The organism is Burkholderia sp. BCC0397 (genome assembly GCF_902832865.1).
In the GTDB taxonomy this organism is placed as follows: domain Bacteria; phylum Pseudomonadota; class Gammaproteobacteria; order Burkholderiales; family Burkholderiaceae; genus Burkholderia.
The window spans coordinates 538,068-554,865 of the sequence record NZ_CADFDL010000004.1 but is presented as its reverse complement, the minus strand read 5'-3'; the positions used below and the strand labels follow the sequence as shown (position 1 = coordinate 554,865).

Genomic DNA, 16,798 nt, shown 5'->3' with positions numbered 1-16,798 from the left:
CCCGGTCAGCCGAGCGCCGCGAACCCCGGCACGCTGAACGACAGCACGGCCGCCGCGACGAACACGCCGATCATCGTCATCCCTTCGAGATGCAGGATGTTGCGGAACGTGTGCGCGTCCTCGGTCGACGCGGTGCGGCGCAGGCGCGGCAGCGCCGAGAAGCGGTTGAGCCCGCCGAGCACGAGCGCGAGCGCGACGAGCAGCAGCTTCAGCAGCAACACGCGCCCCCACGTGCTGCCGTCGAGCGGCGCGAGCGAGCCGCCGAGCCCGCGGATCGCGTTGAGCACGCCGGTGCCGAGCACGAAGACGACCGCGACGATCGACGTGCGCGACAGGTGCTGGCCGATGCGGATCAGCGCGCCGCGCGCGACCGACGCCCCCAGCGCCGGCAGCACCGCGAGCCCGCCCGCGAGCACGAGGCCGCCCCATACGGCGGTGGCCAGCAGGTGCAGCGTCTGCACGCCGACCGCCGCGGACAGCACGCCGCTATCGGCCGCATGGCCGAGCGAGGCCTTGCCGGCCGCGATCACGATCACCGCGAGCCACAGCACCGCATGCGCGACCGGGCCGTCCGGCTTCGCGAGCGCGACGATCGCGAGCACTACCGCGCCGGCGAACGCGACGCTCCACGCGAAGCCCGTGTGCGTCTGCATCAGCATGACGGGCATCGCGGCGAACGCGCCGCCGAGCCCCGCGCCGCTCATCGTCGCGGCCTCGTAGACGAGCCAGCCGAGATCGGCGAGCACCAGCGCCAGCGCCGCCGCGACCAGCGAATGTTGCGCGCGCAGCCATGCGGGGTGCGACGGCGCGACGAGCGGCCGCGCGCCGTCCTTGCCGAGCCACGCCTTGAGCAGCGCCGAGCCGACCGCCATCGCGAACGCCGCATCCATCAGCGCCGCGAGCGCGACCTGACCGATCCACAAGCTGTCGAACTTCATCGCGCATTCCCTCCCGCAAGCGGCAGGCCGGCAATGCGGCGGCAACGGGACGGACAGCGTGAGGCAGGCAACGGCAGGGTAAGAAACGTCATCGATGAATCCGGAAACGGGAGAAATGACTGGACCTGCGGCGGAGGCGGCGCCGCGCGACCCGCGAGTGTACGGTCTTCGAGGGTGAAAGCGCACGCCGGTTCACTCGAGCGTCGCGCGATGCGCGTCAAATTGTCGCAAGTCGCAAACAGACAGGAACCGATGTCCTTTCGTCAAATAGCCGTCATTACCCATCGATGATAGAATGCCGCGTCGCAGCAGCCCGGCTGTCCTGCCGTCCATGCGCCGAGCCGATCGTAGCCCGGACAAGGTCCCCGACGAATAAACATGGAGTCTCGTGTGTCTTCAAGACGCCTCTTCCGTCCGCTGCTCGCCGTTCTGATGATCGGCGGCGCGGGCCTTATGAGCGCTGCCCAAGCGCAGACCAAGCCCACGGAGCAAGCGCACGCCCAGCAGGCGCCGCTCAAGGCACCCGATACCATGGCCGAGCGCGTGCGCGGCTGTACCGCATGCCACGGCGTTCACGGCCAAGGCACGGACAACGACTATTTCCCGCGTCTTGCCGGCAAGCCGGCCGAGTACCTGTACAACCAGCTCGTCAACTTCCGTGACGGCCGGCGCAAGTACCCGCCGATGAACTACCTGCTGACGTACCTGAACGACGACTACCTGCGCGAAATCGCCGAGCACTTCTCGGCCGAGCGTCCGCCGTACCCGACGCCGGCGAAGCCGACGCTGCCGGCCGCGACGCTCGCACGCGGCAAGCAGCTCGTCACGCAGGGCGACCCGTCCCGCAAGCTGCCGGCCTGCGTGGCCTGCCACGGCGCAGGGCTGACCGGCATGCAGCCGGCGATCCCGGGCCTCGTGGGTCTGCACGCCGATTACCTGAGCGCGCAGCTCGGCGCATGGCGCTCGGGCAACCGCCACGCGAAGGCGCCCGATTGCATGCACGACATCGCCGCGAAGCTTTCCGACGAAGACGTGACGGCTGTGACCGCATGGCTCGCCGCGCAACCGGCGCCCGCCAACCCCGTGCCGGCCCCGGCGCGTTCGATGAAGACTCCGCTCGCCTGCGGCAGCGAACCGCAATAAGGCAAGGGAGACAGACACAATGAAACGCAAGTCCCTGTTTGCACTCTCGGCCGTCGCGATCGTCGCGGCCGCCGCCCTCGTGCCGGTCCTGTGGCCGGGCAACGACACGCTGCACGGCGCTGCCGCCGTCGCGGCCACGCCGGCCGACCAGGCCGCGCTGATCAAGAAGGGCGAATACCTCGCGCGCGTCGGCGACTGTATCGCGTGCCACACCGTGCGCGGCGGCAAGTCGTTCGCGGGCGGCCTGCCGATGGCGACGCCGTTCGGCACGATGTACACGCCGAACATCACGCCGGACGACCAGGCCGGTATCGGCAAGTGGACGTCGGACGACTTCTACCGCGCGATGCACACGGGTCGCTCGAAGGACGGCAGCCTGCTGTACCCGGGTTTCCCGTTCGCGAGCTACACGAAGGTCACGCGCGCCGATTCGGACGCGATCTACGCGTACCTGCGCTCGGTGGCGCCGGTGTCGGTGCCGAGCCGTCCGCACGAACTGAAGTTCCCGTTCAACAACCGCAACCTGCTGATCGGCTGGCGCACGCTGTTCTTCAAGGAAGGCGAGTACAAGCCGGATCCGACGAAGTCGGTCGAATGGAACCGCGGCGCGTATCTCGTCGAAGGCCTCGGCCACTGCTCGATGTGCCACACGTCGATCAACATGATGGGCGGCCCGGTGAGCTCGTCGGCGTTCGCCGGCGGCCTGATCCCGCTGCAGAACTGGTATGCGCCGTCGCTGACGAACGACAAGGAACTCGGCCTCGGCGACTGGCACGTGCAGGAGCTGTCCGACCTGCTGCAAGCCGGCGTGTCGCAGAAGGGCGCGGTATTCGGCCCGATGGCGGACGTGGTCCACAACAGCCTGCAGTACATGACCGACGAAGATACGCGCGCGATGTCGACGTACCTGAAGTCGATCCCGCAGAAGGCTGAAGCGCCGAAGAACATGCAGTACGAGCCGTCGAAGCAGTTCGGCAACGCGCTGTTCGACCAGGGCAAGAAGATCTACGCGGACAACTGCGCGACCTGCCACGCCGAAACCGGCGCCGGCAAGCCGCCGGCCTATCCGCCGCTCGCGGGCAACCACTCGATCATGATGGAATCGGCCGTCAACCCGATCCGCATGGTGCTGAATGGCGGCTACCCGCCGAGCACGTTCAAGAATCCGCGTCCGTATGGGATGCCGCCGTTCGCACAGTCGCTGTCGAATCAGGAGGTCGCGGCGGTCGTCACGTATATCCGGATGTCTTGGGGTAACAACGGTACGCCGATCTCGCCGCAACAGGTGAGCGATCTGCGTTCCGCGCCGCTCGACTAAGAAGCGGCTCACACACACGGGGCGCGGCTGCGGGAAACCGCGGCCGCGCCCTTTTGCTTTTTGGCTGTTTTGCGATGCAGGTTTGCCGCGCGGGCCGCGCGATGCATCGCCGATCATAAAACTCAAGAGTGGTATCTATGTCTTTCGAATCTCTCGGCCTGGCCGAACCGCTGGTCAAGGCGGTCAACGAGCTCGGCTACACGTCGCCGACCCCGATCCAGCAGCAGGCGATCCCGGCCGTCCTCGGCGGCGGCGACCTGCTCGCCGGCGCACAGACCGGCACCGGCAAGACCGCCGGCTTCACGCTGCCGATCCTGCAACGCCTGCACACGTTCTACACCGAGCAACGTGGCGCGAAGCGCGCGGTGCGCGCACTGATCCTCACGCCGACGCGCGAACTCGCCGCCCAGGTCGAGGAAAGCGTGCGCGCGTACAGCAAGTACGTGAAGCTGCGCTCGACCGTGATGTTCGGCGGCGTCAGCATCAATCCGCAGATCGATGCGCTCAAGCGCGGCGTCGACATCGTCGTCGCGACGCCGGGACGCCTGCTCGACCACATGCAGCAGAAGACCATCGACCTGTCGAATCTCGACATCCTCGTGCTCGACGAAGCCGACCGGATGCTCGACATGGGCTTCATCCACGACATCAAGCGCGTGCTCGCGAAGCTGCCGCCGAAGCGCCAGAACCTGCTGTTCTCGGCCACCTTCTCCGATGAAATCAAGGCGCTCGCCGACAGCCTGCTCGACTCGCCGGCGCTGATCGAGGTCGCTCGCCGCAACACGACCGCCGAAAGCGTCGCGCAGAAGATCCACCCGGTCGACCGCGACCGCAAGCGCGAGCTGCTCACGCACCTGATCCGCGAACACAACTGGTTCCAGGTGCTCGTGTTCACGCGCACCAAGCACGGCGCGAACCGGCTCGCCGAGCAGCTGACGAAGGACGGCATCAGCGCGATGGCGATCCACGGCAACAAGAGCCAGTCGGCACGCACGCGCGCGCTGGCCGAGTTCAAGAGCAACACGCTGCAGGTGCTCGTCGCGACCGACATCGCCGCGCGCGGGATCGACATCGATCAATTGCCGCACGTCGTCAACTTCGACCTGCCGAACGTGCCCGAGGATTACGTGCACCGGATCGGCCGCACGGGCCGCGCAGGCGCGACCGGCGAAGCCGTGTCGCTCGTGTGCGTCGACGAGAAGCAGCTACTGCGCGACATCGAGCGACTGATCAAGCGCGAGATTCCGCAGGAAGTGATCGCGGGCTTCGAACCCGATCCGAACGTGAAGCCGGAACCGATCCAGCAGCGCCGCGGGCAGCAGCAGCCGCGCGGCGGTGGCGGTGGTGGTGGTGGTGGTGGCGGCAATCGCCAGCCGCGTGGCGGCGGCTCAGGCCAGCCGGCCGCGAAACGCGACGGCAACGCGCAACCGAAGGCCGGGCAACCGAAGGCAGCGCAGAAGGCCGCGAAGCCGCGCGCGCAAGGCGGCGCCGGTGCCGGTGGTAATAGCGGCGGACGTCCGGCGGGCGGCGGCAACAGCGCCCGCCCGGCAAGCGGCAACGCTGCGCATCCGAACCGCAACCGTTCGTCGCGCAGCGGCCAGCGCGGTCACTGAAGCCGCGCGGCCGCGCGCCGCAGGTGCTCGATCTGGCGTTGCCAGCGTGCGAGCACCGCGGCGCGCTCCCCTTCCAGCGTGAACGTGACGCCTGTCGCGAGACGCGCATAGCCGACCCGCTGCGCATCGCCTTGCGCGATCGTCGCAGCGAATCCGGCCAGTCCGCCGAAGTCTCCTTCGAGCGGCGCCATCTCCAGTTGCGCCTGAAAGAACGCACCGTCCGCGACGAGCGTCAGCGCGGCCGTGCGCCGTTGCGCGATCGCGCGCGCCGCCCGCGACTGCGGCCAGAGCGCGATCAGCAGCGTGCGCGCATCGTGTGCATAGATCTCCCCGACGCCGAGCAGCGTCGTGCGCAACTGGCCGTCGTCGGTCGCGACGATCAGCGACGCGGCGATATCGGCATGACGCTCGAGTGCGGTGCCGTCGAACAGCGACACGACGGCGGACGGCCACGCGTCGAACGTCCATTGTTCGAGCGCGTGGCGATGGGTATCGGTCATGATGGCGTGGCCCGGGTGCGGATCGGATGAGGATGCGCCAGCATACGCGCGACGGGCCCCGCCGCAGCGATCAGCGCAGGAACACGTGCCGCGTGATCTTCGTGAGCGGATAGTGGACGCCCGGCTGGATCTTCGCGGGCAGGTCGAGCGGCTTGAGCAGCATCTTCACGCACATGTCGGCCGACAGGTTGCGCCGGACCAGCGAATTGATGCGCGCGGCGCGCTCGCGGTTGTACTGGCTGTCGCCGACGCGGTCCGGATAGCGGATCGCGAATACGTGGCGCAGCGCGATCTCGGAATCCTCGTTCTTGATTTCCATCACGCGGCGCGCGAGGGCCCCGAGCACCGCGAGCCGGCCGTTGCCTTCGACCTGGTTGTACTTCTTGAAGAACTTGAAGAAGTGCTTGTAGTGACGCACTTCGTCCGTGCGGATGTTGTCGGTGATTTCCTTCAGCACCGGCTCGTCCGAGCATTCGTTGATCGCGCGATAGAGCGTGGCCGTGCCCGTCTCGACGACGCAGCGTGCGACCATTTCGAGCGCGCGGGTTTTTTCGAACGCCTCGACCGAGCAGGTCTTCGAATACTCGGCAAAGAAATTCGCGAAGGCGGTATCCCAGTCGAACTCGGGCCACACGTGCGCGATGTACGCCTTCAGCGCGCGGCCGTGCTGCAATTCTTCGTGCTCCCATGCATTGTTGAGCCATGCGGAGACTTCCGGATCGTCATTGAAGAATTCGCTCAGATTGCTCGTATAGAGATCCGAGCCGCTTTCGATGAACGACGACGCGCACAGCAGCAGCAGCAGATCCTCGTTCGCGGCGGCACGCTGACGATCGATCCGGTTCAGATCGATGTCCTCGATACGCCACGGCATCACATGCGTCGTTTTGGTGTCCATGGTGGTGCGCTCCCAGTCGTCGCGCGGAGGCCGGCCCATGCCTGGGGCACAGGCGCCAGCCGATCCGCGGGCGGCGTTTTACATGCGTTTATAGTGAATCGGTCCGGCCGAACCATCCTGGCATCTTAGCCGGACTTTGATGTTCGTGCTCCAAAGCACTGACCATCCCCGACAGGCGCAGTTCCACGGCGCCTGTTGCCGTTCGTTAGACGAGACCTTCAAACCGCTTGCGCGCATTCGATGGTATGCGCCGCGCCAAACGAAACGGGCGGCCGCCGGGCCGCCCGTGATGCGGGAAAACTGCCGGGAAAGCTGGAAGCGATCCGTCAGAAACCGGCCGCCAGCCCGTCGCGACGGCTGTCGCTCGCGGCCACGTAGCCGCGCTCCGGATCGTCGGGATCGAGGCGCCACACGAACTGCCCCGAACCGAAATCCATGTAAGGATCGTCGATCGACTTGATCGTATGGCCGCGGGCGGCCAGCGCGTCGACCGTCGCGCGGTTCATCGTCACCTCGACGTCGAGCGTGAAGTCGCGGTTGACCTTCCAGCGCGGCGCGCAACACGCGGCCTGCGGCTGCTGGCCATAGCCGAGCATCCGCACGATGGTCTGCAGGTGGCCCTGCGGCTGCATGTCGCCGCCCATCACGCCGAAGCTCATCACGGCCTCGGTGCGGCCGTTGGCTTCCTCGGTGACGAACGCCGGGATGATCGTGTGGAACGGCCGCTTGCCGCCCGCGACGACGTTCGGCGAAGCCGGGTCCATCGAGAAGCCGTGCCCGCGATTCTGCAGCGCAATGCCGGTGCCGGGTACCACGAGCCCCGAACCGAAGCCCATGTAGTTCGACTGGATAAAGCTCACCATCATCCCGCGTTCGTCGGCCGCCGACAGGTAGATCGTGCCGCCGGAATGCGGGCGGCCGGCGGCGAAGTGCGTCGCACGTGCAGGATCGATCAGCTTCGCGCGTTCGGCGAGATAGCCATCGTCGAGCATCTGTTCGGGCGTGACGCCCATCGCGCGCGGATCGGCGACGTAGCGATAGACATCCGCGAACGCGAGCTTCATCGCCTCGATCTGCAGATGCTGCGAATCGACCGAGTCGACCGGCCATTCGGTCGCGCCCGCATGCTCGGCGATGCCGAGCGCGATCAGCGCGGCGATGCCCTGCCCGTTCGGCGGGATCTCGTGAATCGTGTGGCGGCCGAAGCGCTTGCCGATCGGCTCGACCCATTCCGGCCGGTACGCGCGCAGGTCGGCTTCGGTCAGCGCCCCGCCGCCTTCGCGCGCGAACGCGGCGATACGCTCGGCGAGCGCGCCTTCGTAGAACGCGCGGGCGCCGTCCTTCGCGAGCGTGCGCAGCGTCTGCGCATGACCGGGCAGGCACACGCGTTCGCCGACGAGCGGCGCGCGGCCGCGCGGCATGAAGGTGTCCGCGAAGCCCGGCAGGCCCTGCAGCTCGGGAACGGCCGCCGCCCACTTGTGCGCGACGATCGGCGGCACCGCATAGCCGCGCTCCGCGATCTCGATCGCCGGCTCGAGCAGGTCCGCGAACGGCAGCGAACCGAACTTCGCGTGCAGCGCTTCCCAGCCCGCGATCACGCCCGGCACGGTGACGGTGTCCCAGCCGCGCGTCGGCTTGTTCGCGATGCCGCGCGCGTCCTCGCCATGGCGCTTGCGGAAGTAGTCGACGTTCCAGGCGGCCGGCGCGACGCCCGATGCATTGAGCCCCGACAGCCGCTCGCCGTCCCACACGAGCGCGAATGCATCGCCGCCGAGCCCGCACGACACGGGCTCGACGACCGTGATCGCGGCGGCGGCGGCCAGCGCCGCGTCCACCGCGTTGCCGCCCTTCCACAGCATCCGCAGCCCGGCCTGCGCGGCAAGCGGGTGCGACGTCGACACGACGTTGCGCGCGAACACCGGAATACGGGTCGACGGATACGGGTTGTGCCAGTTGAAATCAGTCATCGATACCACCTCGTCGAAAGCCGAATGAACCCGCCCGCATGAGCGGGCAATCCGCCATTGCAGCGCGATCAGCGCAATCGCACAAATTCATTTGTCACATGAATCCATGCAATTTCCACATTAATGATGCGCACCGACGTCCGGCGGGCCGGCCGAACGCCGTTGCCGCCCTTACAATACCCGCTCCGTCTCACGACACGACCATCGAGCCATGACCCGAGATCCCCGCCTCACCCTCAACGCGCGCCAGCAGGAACTGCTCGAATGGGTGCAGCGCGACGGCTTCGTGACCGTCGACGATCTCGCCGCGCACTTCGCGGTGACGCCGCAGACGATCCGCCGCGACGTGAACTGGCTCGCCGACCTGAACCTGCTGCGCCGCTACCACGGCGGCGCGAGCCTGCCGACCAGCTCGGAGAACGTGTCGTACACGGCGCGCCAGCGGATGTTCCACGACGAGAAGCGGCGCATCGCGGCGCTCGCGGCGTCGCACATCCCCGACCAGGCGTCGCTGTTCATCAACCTCGGCACGACGACCGAGGAAGTCGCGCGCGCGCTGAACCGCCATCACGGGCTGCACGTGATCACGAACAACCTGAACGTCGCGTCGATGATGAGCGGCTACCCCGACTGCGAGGTGCTGATCACGGGCGGCATCGTGCGGCCGTGGGACAAGGGCATCGTCGGCGAGCTCGCGATCGACTTCATCCGCCAGTTCAAGGTCGACTACGCGATCATCGGCACGTCGGCGATCGAGGCCGACGGCACGCTGCGCGATTTCGACACGCGCGAGGTGCGCGTCGCCGAGGCGATCATGCAGCATGCGCGCACGGTCTACCTCGTGACCGACCATTCGAAAGTCGGCCGCCCGGCGCTGGTGCGCCAGGGCCATCTGAGCCAGGTGCACGCGCTTTTCACCGACAAGCCGCTGCCGCCCGACATGGCCGATACGGTGGCCGCCGCCGGCACCCAGGTGTACGTCGCGGAATGACGCTTGCGATGCTGCACCGCACCTGAAACTTCAAGTGAAATCAAGAAGTTGGCGCCGCGCGCGGACCGCTTGTGGTGGCCCTTTCTGTCAAACGGAAAATTAACGGGGCACGATTTGTCGTTGCCTGCGCGCTCGACTAGACTCCAGTTCCCCGGCCCGTTCGCCGAGCCGCCTGTGCCAGGGCGGTGCGAATTGCAGGGCCGGCGAATACAGCTTTCCCCCCAAGCCATACCCCTGCGGGGTATCGCGCGGCGGCGTATGCGCCGGCCGCGCGGGCAGTCCGATTGCCATGGAGAGAACGATGCTGAGTCCGCATGAATTCGCCACGCTCTTGCTTGTAAAGGACGCGCCTGACCAGCGCGACATGGATCGGGATGAACTGGACATCCTGCTCGAACAACAACTCGTCCGCCTGGAAGGGCTCGGCTCGGGGCGCAAATACTGCGTGACCGAGACCGGCGACGCCGCGCTGCGATCCATCAAGTACCGCTATTCGTAAGCCCCGCTGTTCCTGACCTGACCTGATCGCGCGGCCGGACTCCGGCCGCGCGGTCGTTCCTGCCATCCCTCTGCCCGTTCGCCGCCGCCGGCTTCAGCCGCCGCGCAGCGTCGGATCGACCGCCGCCCGCCAGCTGATGGCCTGTGCGCGTGCGCCGTTGAAATACGCGATCCAGCCGGCGCGTGCCGCCGCGTCGGGCGCCACATAGTGGGTCGAAAGTTCGTTTACGAACGCGCAATAGTTCGCTTCGGTCAGCCCGCGATACCGTTTCGCCACGTACGCGTCGTACAGCGTCGAATAGACCGGCTGCGCGTCCGCGCCCCAGTCGCGCGCCGTGCCGCCGCACAACGTCTGCAGGTCGACGAACGACGGCGCCCGCCAGTTGCCGGCGAGCGGCGGCGTCCCCGCGCTGCAGCCCGCCAGAAGGACGGCGCACATGCCGGCCCACATCCCAATACGCATGATTCACCTCGCGAAACGGTCGACTCCGCCAGTATCGTCCGGGATCGTGTCGCGCGCTACTGGCCCCGCTTTTTCGAACTTTACTTTTTCGATTCCGTTCGTTAAATTTCGAATTCGAACATTTCATGTTCGCCATATTTCAACAGACGATAAGGACAGCAGGTGACCCAACCGAATCGCTACGATCTGCTCGTCGTCGGCGGCGGCATCAACGGCGCGGGCATCGCGCGCGATGCGGCCGGCCGCGGCCTGTCGGTCATGCTCTGCGAGCAGGACGACCTCGCGTCGCACACGTCGTCGTCCAGCACGAAGCTGATTCACGGCGGCCTGCGTTACCTCGAGTACAACGAGTTCGGGCTGGTGCGTAAGGCGCTGCAGGAACGCGAGACGCTGCTGCGCGCGGCGCCGCACATCATGTGGCCGCTGCGCTTCGTGATGCCGCACATGCCGAACCTGCGCCCGGCCTGGCTGATCCGCATCGGCCTGTTCCTCTACGATCACCTCGCGAAACGCGAACTGCTGCCCGGCTCGCGCGGCATCGACATGCGCCGCCATGCGGCCGGCGCGCCGCTGATCGACTCGATCAAGCGCGGCTTCGTGTATTCCGACGGCTGGGTCGACGACGCCCGCCTCGTCGTGCTGAACGCGATGGATGCAAAGGAGCGCGGCGCCGAGATCCTGACGCGCACGAAGCTCGTTTCCGCCGAACGCCGCGGCGACGAATGGGAAGCGCGGCTGCAGCAGGCCGACGGCTCGGTCCGCGTCGTGCATGCGCGCGCGATCGCGAACGCGGCCGGCCCGTGGGTCGGCGACGTGCTGCACGGCGCGCTCGGCCGCGGCGCGCATCATAGCGTGCGGCTCGTGAAGGGCAGCCACATCATCACGCGCCGCCTGTTCGACCACGATCACGCGTACATCTTCCAGAATCCGGACAAGCGGATCATCTTCGCGATTCCATACGAGCACGACTTCACGCTGATCGGCACGACCGACGTCGAATACACGAACGATCCCGCGAAGGTCGCGATCGATCGCGACGAGACGCAGTACCTGTGCGATTCGATCAACCGCTATTTCAAGCGCAAGATCTCGCCGGCCGACGTGCACTGGACCTATTCGGGCGTGCGCCCGCTGCTGGAAGACGAGAATGCGGCGAACGCATCGGCCGTCACGCGCGACTATCGCCTCGAGCTCGACGACGGCGCGGGCGCCCCGCTGCTGTCGGTGTTCGGCGGCAAGATCACGACGTTCCGCAAGCTCGCGGAAGAAGCCGGCGACATGCTGTGCCGCGCGCTCGGCCGCGACGCGAAGACCTGGACGGCCGGCGTCGCGCTGCCGGGCGGCGACATCGCGAACGCGAAGTTCGACGCGTTCGCCGGCGCGTTCGCGAAACGCCACCCGTGGCTGCCCGCCGCACTCGCGCGCCGCTATGCGCGCGCGTACGGTACGCGTGCGGAGCGCGTGATCGACGGCGCGAAGTCGCTTGCCGATCTGGGCGCCGAAATCGCGCCGGGCATCCACGACGCGGAACTGCGCTACCTGCGCGACGCCGAATGGGCGACCTGCGCGCAGGACGTGCTGTGGCGCCGCTCGAAGCTCGGGCTGCACGTCGCGCCCGGCACGCTCGACGCCGTGACCGCCGCGGTCGATGCGTGGTTCGCCGCCGCGCATGCGCCGCACGCCTGATTCGAATGCAGTTGCAGTTGCCTGACCGACGTTGATTCACCGACGCGCCGCCCACATGCGGCGCGCATCACAACTAAGCCAATCCACGGATGGAGATGAGAGACATGCAGGACCAGTACATCCTCGCGCTTGACCAGGGCACCACGAGTTCCCGCGCGATGCTGTTCGATCGCCAGGGCAATATCGTATCGATCGCCCAGAAGGAATTCGAACAGATCTACCCGCAACCCGGCTGGGTCGAGCACGACCCGCAGGAAATCTGGTCGACGCAAGCCGGCGTCGCCGCGGAAGCCGTCACCCGCACGGGCCTGAACGGCACGTCGATCGCCGCGATCGGCATCACCAACCAGCGCGAAACGACGATCGTCTGGGATCGCGAGACGGGCCAGCCCGTCTACAACGCGATCGTCTGGCAGGATCGCCGCACGGCCGACTTCTGCGATTCGCTGAAGAAGCAGGGCCTCGAAGCGAAGGTGCGCGCGAAGACCGGCCTGCCGATCGACTCGTACTTCTCCGCGACGAAGATCCGCTGGATCCTCGACAACGTGCCGGGCGCGCGCGACAAGGCGCGCCAGGGCAAGCTCGCGTTCGGCACCGTCGACAGCTGGCTCGTGTGGAACTTCACGAAGCACGAACTGCACGTGACCGACGTGACCAACGCGTCGCGCACGATGCTGTTCAACATCCACACGCGCGAGTGGGACAGCGAGCTGCTCGAACTGCTCGACATCCCGCGCAGCATGCTGCCGGAAGTGAAGGCATCGTCGGAAATCTACGGCCACACGAAGACCACCGTGTTCGCGTCGAAGATCCCGCTAGCGGGCATCGCCGGCGACCAGCACGCGGCGCTGTTCGGCCAGATGTGCACGACGTCGGGCATGGTGAAGAACACCTACGGCACCGGCTGCTTCCTGATGATGAACACCGGCGACAAGCCGATCGAGTCGAAGAACAACCTCGTCACGACGATCGCATGGCAGATCGGCGACGACGTGCAGTACGCGCTCGAAGGCAGCATCTTCATCGCGGGCGCGGTCGTGCAGTGGCTGCGCGACGGCGTCGGCATCATCAAGACGGCCGCGGAAATCGAAGCGCTCGCCGCGAGCGTGCCGCATACCGACGGCGTCTACCTCGTGCCCGCGTTCGCCGGCCTCGGCGCGCCGCACTGGAACGCACGGGCGCGCGGCTCGGTGTTCGGCGTCACGCGCGGCACGAGCGCCGCGCATCTGGCCCGCGCGGCGCTCGATGCGATCGCGTACCAGTCGCTCGACGTGCTGGCCGCGATGGAAGCCGATTCGGGCATCAGCATCGGCGAGCTGCGGGTGGACGGCGGCGCGAGCGCGAACGACCTGCTGATGCAGTTCCAGGCCGACCTGCTCGGCGTCGACGCGGTGCGTCCGCAGATCACCGAGACGACCGCGCTCGGCGCGGCCTACCTCGCGGGCCTCGCGATCGGCTACTGGAAGAACCTCGACGAAGTGCGCGACCAGTGGCAGCTCGATCGCCGCTTCGCACCGTCGATGCCGAAGGAGCAGGTCGAGCAGCGCATGGCCGGCTGGCAGCGCGCGGTACGCGCCGCGAAGGCATGGGCCGACGACACGCAGTAACCGCAACACCCTCGAACGAAATACAACAACACCGGCGGACCGCGCAGCGCGCGAGTCCGCCGCAATCTACGAGAGACAACATGTCACCTTATATTGCGGAATTCATCGGCACGGCGATCCTCGTGCTGCTCGGCAACGGCGCGGTCGCAAACGTGCTGCTTGCCAAGACCAAGGGCAAAGGCGCGGACCTGATCGTGATCGTGATGGGCTGGGCGATGGCGGTGTTCGTCGCGGTCTACGTGACCGCGTCGTTCAGCGGCGCGCACCTGAACCCGATCGTCACGATCAGCCTCGCGCTCGCGGGCAAGTTCGCGTGGTCGAAAGTCGGCGGCTACATCCTCGCGCAGATGCTCGGCGGGATGGCAGGCGCGTTGCTCGTGTGGCTCGCGTATCGCCAGCACTTCGCTAAGGAAGCCGATGCGGACCTGAAGCTCGCGGTGTTCTGCACGGCGCCGGCGATCCGCAGCGTCACGCACAACGTGCTGACCGAAGCGATCTGCACGTTCGTGCTGATCCTCGGCGTGCTGTATCTCGCGTCGCCGCAGGTCGGCCTCGGCGCACTCGACGCGCTGCCCGTCGGCCTGCTGGTGCTCGGCATCGGCATCTCGCTCGGCGGCCCGACCGGCTATGCGATGAGCCCCGCGCGCGACCTGTCGCCGCGCATCATGCATGCGCTGCTGCCGATTCCCGGCAAGCGCGACAGCGACTGGCGCTATGCATGGGTGCCCGTCGTCGGCCCGCTGCTCGGCGGCGCGGCGGCAGCCGGGCTGTATCTGCGCCTGCACGCGATGGCCTGATCGCGGTCTGAACGAAGCGCGCGGCCTGCACTGCCGCGCGCTTCACTCGCCTCTTTTCTCTACCGGCCGTCACGAGCCGCGTCCCGGGCGCGCCGCCGGCCGACTACACTCGCAACTCGGGCGGCATCGCGACGGATGTGCCGGAGCCGTTCTTCCTCGAACGCTACCGGCACGCGTACGCGGCCGAGATCGCGCATTTCGTCGACGCGCTGCGCGACGGCACGCCGGTCAGGACGACGATCGACGACGGGCTCGCCGCGCTCGAACTGGCCGAAGCCGCGATGACGTCGTGGAAAACGGGGCGCGTGATCGAGCTGTAACGCGGCAAACGGCGGCCGCGATCCGGGCAAGCAGGCCGCCGCCGCGCGATCGGCGGCACACCGGCACGGCATGCCGCACCGGCGCAGCCGCATCGGGCAAATTTGCCGCCACGTCGCGCGGCCTGCGTGTGAAAGCACGTATGATGGCGAATCGATCGGCGTCGCCGATTTCCCGCGTTTTCATCATCATGCTCGATCACCTCATCTGCGACTGCGACGGCGTGCTCGTCGACAGCGAAGTCATCGCCGACCGCGTGCTGCTCGACACGCTGTCCGCCACGTTCCCGAACCTCGATTTCGAAGCCGCCGCGAAGTCGGCATTCGGCCAGCAGACGTCGCGTTTCCTCACCGGCATCGAATCCCGCTTCGGGATCGAGATGCCCGCCAACTTCATCGAGACCATCGAGCACAACATCGAAGTCGCGCTCGCGCAATCGCTCGCGCCGATCAGCGGCGTGCGCGACGCGCTGCTGAAGGTCACGCTGCCGGCCGCCGTCGTGTCGAACAGCCGGCTCGTGCGCGTGCGCAGCTCGCTGAAGCGCGCATCGCTCACCGAGATCTTCGGCGAGCGGGTGTTCAGCTCCGAACAGGTCGCGCGGCCGAAGCCCTACCCCGACGTCTACCTCCACGCGGCGCACACGCTCGGCGTCGCGCCGGCGCGCTGCGTCGTCGTCGAGGACAGCATCTCGGGGTTGAATGCCGCGCGGGCGGCCGGGATGAAGACGATCGCGTTCGTCGGCGCGAGCCACATCCCCGACAACTACGCGGACGCGCTGCGCGCGATGGGCATCACGCGGATCATGCGCAACATGGATGAACTGCCGGCGCTCGTCGAAGCCGGCATGCGCGGCGAGTTCGGCGACGTGCAGTCCTGATCGTCATTCGGGCCGGATCGGGTCCGCTTGGATCGATCCGGCCGCGCCATGGGCGCGCGAACGCGCCCGCCCTTGCTTCGCTCAGGCCGGCTCGCAGCAGCGTTCGCGCGCCGCCGCCAGCGCCTCGCGGAACGCGACGAGCTCCGCGATCGTCAGCATCGGCAGCCCGTGCCGTTGCGCGAAGCGCTCGACATCGTCGCCGCGCGTCATCGTGCCGTCCGGATTCATCAGCTCGCACAGCACGCCGGCCGGCTTCAGCCCCGCGAGGATCGACAGGTCGACCGTGCCCTCGGTGTGACCGCGGCGCGCCAGCACGCCGCCCGGTTGCGCACGCAACGGAAACACGTGGCCGGGGCGCACGATGTCGTGCGGCTTCGCGCCGTCGGCGATCGCCGCGCGGATCGTCGTCACGCGATCGGCCGCCGACACGCCGGTATGCACGCCTTCGCGCGCCTCGATCGACACGGTGAATGCGGTGCCGTTGCGGCTTTCGTTGGTCTGCACCATCGGCGGCAGCTCGAGCGCGCGCACCGTGTCGTCGGTCAGGCACAGGCACACGATGCCGCTGCACTCGCGGATCAGCAGCGCCATCGTCTCGGGCGTGATGCGCTCGGCGGCGACGATCAGGTCGGCTTCGTTCTCGCGGTCGTGGTCGTCCTGCAGCACGACCGCGCGGCCAGCGCGCATCGCATCGAGCGCAGCGGCGATGCGCGGCGGCACCGGTTCGGAATCCAGCAGAGGGAGATCGGCAAAGGCGTCGGCGGGTGCCGACGAAACGGACATCAAGGACATGTGAAACGCTCCTCGCAAAGACGATTTGGGCGAAAAACGTTTCAGGGCATTGCAAACAGACAGAACGACAACCCGCTTCGCATGCAGCGCGAAGCGGCCCTGACGGACATGACTATCTGCACATCTTCTCTCATCCGGACTGTGACCGTCGGCTCTGGCATTCGACCAGATCTGCTGACCCCGCGCGGATGCGCGGGCGCTCGCGGGCTCGCCGGCTTACGCCAGCCTACCGCCGGTGGGGAATTTCGCCCCGCCCTGAAGACGCACTGATTGCCGGACGGGAACGCCCCGTCACCGGCGGGCCAAGCATACAACAGCCGCGCGCGACGCGCAGCGTAAAACCTTACTGACGACCCCGTCTAACGGCGTCGTCCGAACGGCCGACGGGCGAA

The 16,798-nt window shown here is 67.6% G+C and carries 15 protein-coding genes, 1 pseudogene and 1 riboswitch; of the genes and pseudogenes, 10 read left to right on the top strand and 6 right to left on the bottom strand.

Translation table 11 applies throughout. From position 1 onward, the window contains the following. Positions 1-5: 5 nt before the first annotated feature. A complete protein-coding gene (locus HWX03_RS16675; protein ID WP_175871905.1) occupies positions 6-938 on the bottom strand; it encodes a CopD family protein in 933 nt (310 codons plus the stop codon). A 378-nt stretch (positions 939-1,316) separates the two neighbouring features. On the opposite strand from HWX03_RS16675, the gene HWX03_RS16670 reads away from it, so the two are divergent. The 3 genes from HWX03_RS16670 (at position 1,317) to HWX03_RS16660 (ending at position 5,012) form a co-directional block, all read left to right on the top strand. Then, entirely contained in the window at positions 1,317-2,081 is a 765-nt protein-coding gene (locus tag HWX03_RS16670; RefSeq protein ID WP_124453691.1) for a c-type cytochrome, read from the top strand. A 19-nt stretch (positions 2,082-2,100) separates the two neighbouring features. Further along, positions 2,101-3,399: a cytochrome c gene (locus HWX03_RS16665; protein WP_174389779.1), complete on the top strand. Its 1,299-nt coding sequence runs from the start codon at positions 2,101-2,103 to the stop codon at positions 3,397-3,399. A 137-nt stretch (positions 3,400-3,536) separates the two neighbouring features. Beyond that, positions 3,537-5,012 (top strand): DEAD/DEAH box helicase, encoded by a 1,476-nt coding sequence (locus tag HWX03_RS16660; RefSeq protein WP_175871904.1) that lies wholly within the window; start codon positions 3,537-3,539, stop codon positions 5,010-5,012. Here the strand turns inward: HWX03_RS16660 and HWX03_RS16655 are convergent. The 3 genes from HWX03_RS16655 to HWX03_RS16645 form a co-directional block, all read right to left on the bottom strand. After that, the gene (locus tag HWX03_RS16655; RefSeq protein WP_175871903.1) at positions 5,006-5,512 is read right to left on the bottom strand and encodes a hypothetical protein; all 507 of its coding nucleotides are present in this window, start codon (positions 5,510-5,512) and stop codon (positions 5,006-5,008) included. The genes HWX03_RS16660 and HWX03_RS16655 overlap by 7 nt on opposite strands. Positions 5,513-5,582: 70 nt before the next feature. Further along, entirely contained in the window at positions 5,583-6,410 is an 828-nt protein-coding gene (locus tag HWX03_RS16650) for a ferritin-like domain-containing protein (RefSeq protein ID WP_006484464.1), read from the bottom strand. A gap of 326 nt (positions 6,411-6,736) precedes the next feature. Further along, the gene (locus HWX03_RS16645) at positions 6,737-8,377 is read right to left on the bottom strand and encodes a gamma-glutamyltransferase family protein (RefSeq protein ID WP_175871902.1); all 1,641 of its coding nucleotides are present in this window, start codon (positions 8,375-8,377) and stop codon (positions 6,737-6,739) included. 211 nt (positions 8,378-8,588) lie between these two features. On the opposite strand from HWX03_RS16645, the gene HWX03_RS16640 reads away from it, so the two are divergent. Together HWX03_RS16640 and HWX03_RS16635 are read left to right on the top strand one after the other, a co-directional pair. Next, on the top strand, positions 8,589-9,368 hold the full coding sequence (locus HWX03_RS16640) for a DeoR/GlpR family DNA-binding transcription regulator (protein WP_034208319.1): 780 nt from the start codon (positions 8,589-8,591) through the stop codon (positions 9,366-9,368). Positions 9,369-9,669: 301 nt separating this feature from the next. Then, the gene (locus HWX03_RS16635; protein ID WP_006477892.1) at positions 9,670-9,867 is read left to right on the top strand and encodes a hypothetical protein; all 198 of its coding nucleotides are present in this window, start codon (positions 9,670-9,672) and stop codon (positions 9,865-9,867) included. A 93-nt stretch (positions 9,868-9,960) separates the two neighbouring features. Here HWX03_RS16635 and HWX03_RS16630 read toward each other — a convergent pair whose 3' ends face one another. Beyond that, complete coding sequence (locus HWX03_RS16630; RefSeq protein ID WP_175871901.1) at positions 9,961-10,329, bottom strand: hypothetical protein; 369 nt, start codon at positions 10,327-10,329, stop codon at positions 9,961-9,963. Positions 10,330-10,491: 162 nt separating this feature from the next. Between HWX03_RS16630 and glpD the strand changes: the two genes are divergently transcribed. The 5 genes and pseudogenes from glpD to HWX03_RS16605 all read left to right on the top strand — a co-directional run bounded on the left by glpD (position 10,492) and on the right by HWX03_RS16605 (position 15,614). Further along, positions 10,492-12,015 (top strand): glycerol-3-phosphate dehydrogenase, encoded by a 1,524-nt coding sequence (gene glpD, locus HWX03_RS16625; RefSeq protein ID WP_175871900.1) that lies wholly within the window; start codon positions 10,492-10,494, stop codon positions 12,013-12,015. 104 nt (positions 12,016-12,119) lie between these two features. Further along, positions 12,120-13,622: a glycerol kinase GlpK gene (glpK, locus tag HWX03_RS16620; RefSeq protein ID WP_174434835.1), complete on the top strand. Its 1,503-nt coding sequence runs from the start codon at positions 12,120-12,122 to the stop codon at positions 13,620-13,622. A gap of 80 nt (positions 13,623-13,702) precedes the next feature. Continuing rightward, positions 13,703-14,419, top strand: a complete 717-nt coding sequence (locus tag HWX03_RS16615; RefSeq protein ID WP_011353113.1) for an MIP/aquaporin family protein — start codon at positions 13,703-13,705, stop codon at positions 14,417-14,419. Positions 14,420-14,535: 116 nt separating this feature from the next. After that, positions 14,536-14,739 (top strand): annotated as a pseudogene (locus HWX03_RS16610) (Gfo/Idh/MocA family oxidoreductase); the annotation flags it as partial. Between the two features lie 188 nt (positions 14,740-14,927). Further along, the gene (locus HWX03_RS16605; protein WP_175822450.1) at positions 14,928-15,614 is read left to right on the top strand and encodes an HAD-IA family hydrolase; all 687 of its coding nucleotides are present in this window, start codon (positions 14,928-14,930) and stop codon (positions 15,612-15,614) included. 81 nt (positions 15,615-15,695) lie between these two features. On the opposite strand, the gene ribB is transcribed toward HWX03_RS16605, so the two are convergent. After that, positions 15,696-16,406: a 3,4-dihydroxy-2-butanone-4-phosphate synthase gene (gene ribB, locus HWX03_RS16600; protein WP_012329192.1), complete on the bottom strand. Its 711-nt coding sequence runs from the start codon at positions 16,404-16,406 to the stop codon at positions 15,696-15,698. A 118-nt stretch (positions 16,407-16,524) separates the two neighbouring features. After that, a riboswitch (FMN riboswitch) is annotated at positions 16,525-16,673 on the bottom strand. Positions 16,674-16,798 lie beyond the last annotated feature (125 nt).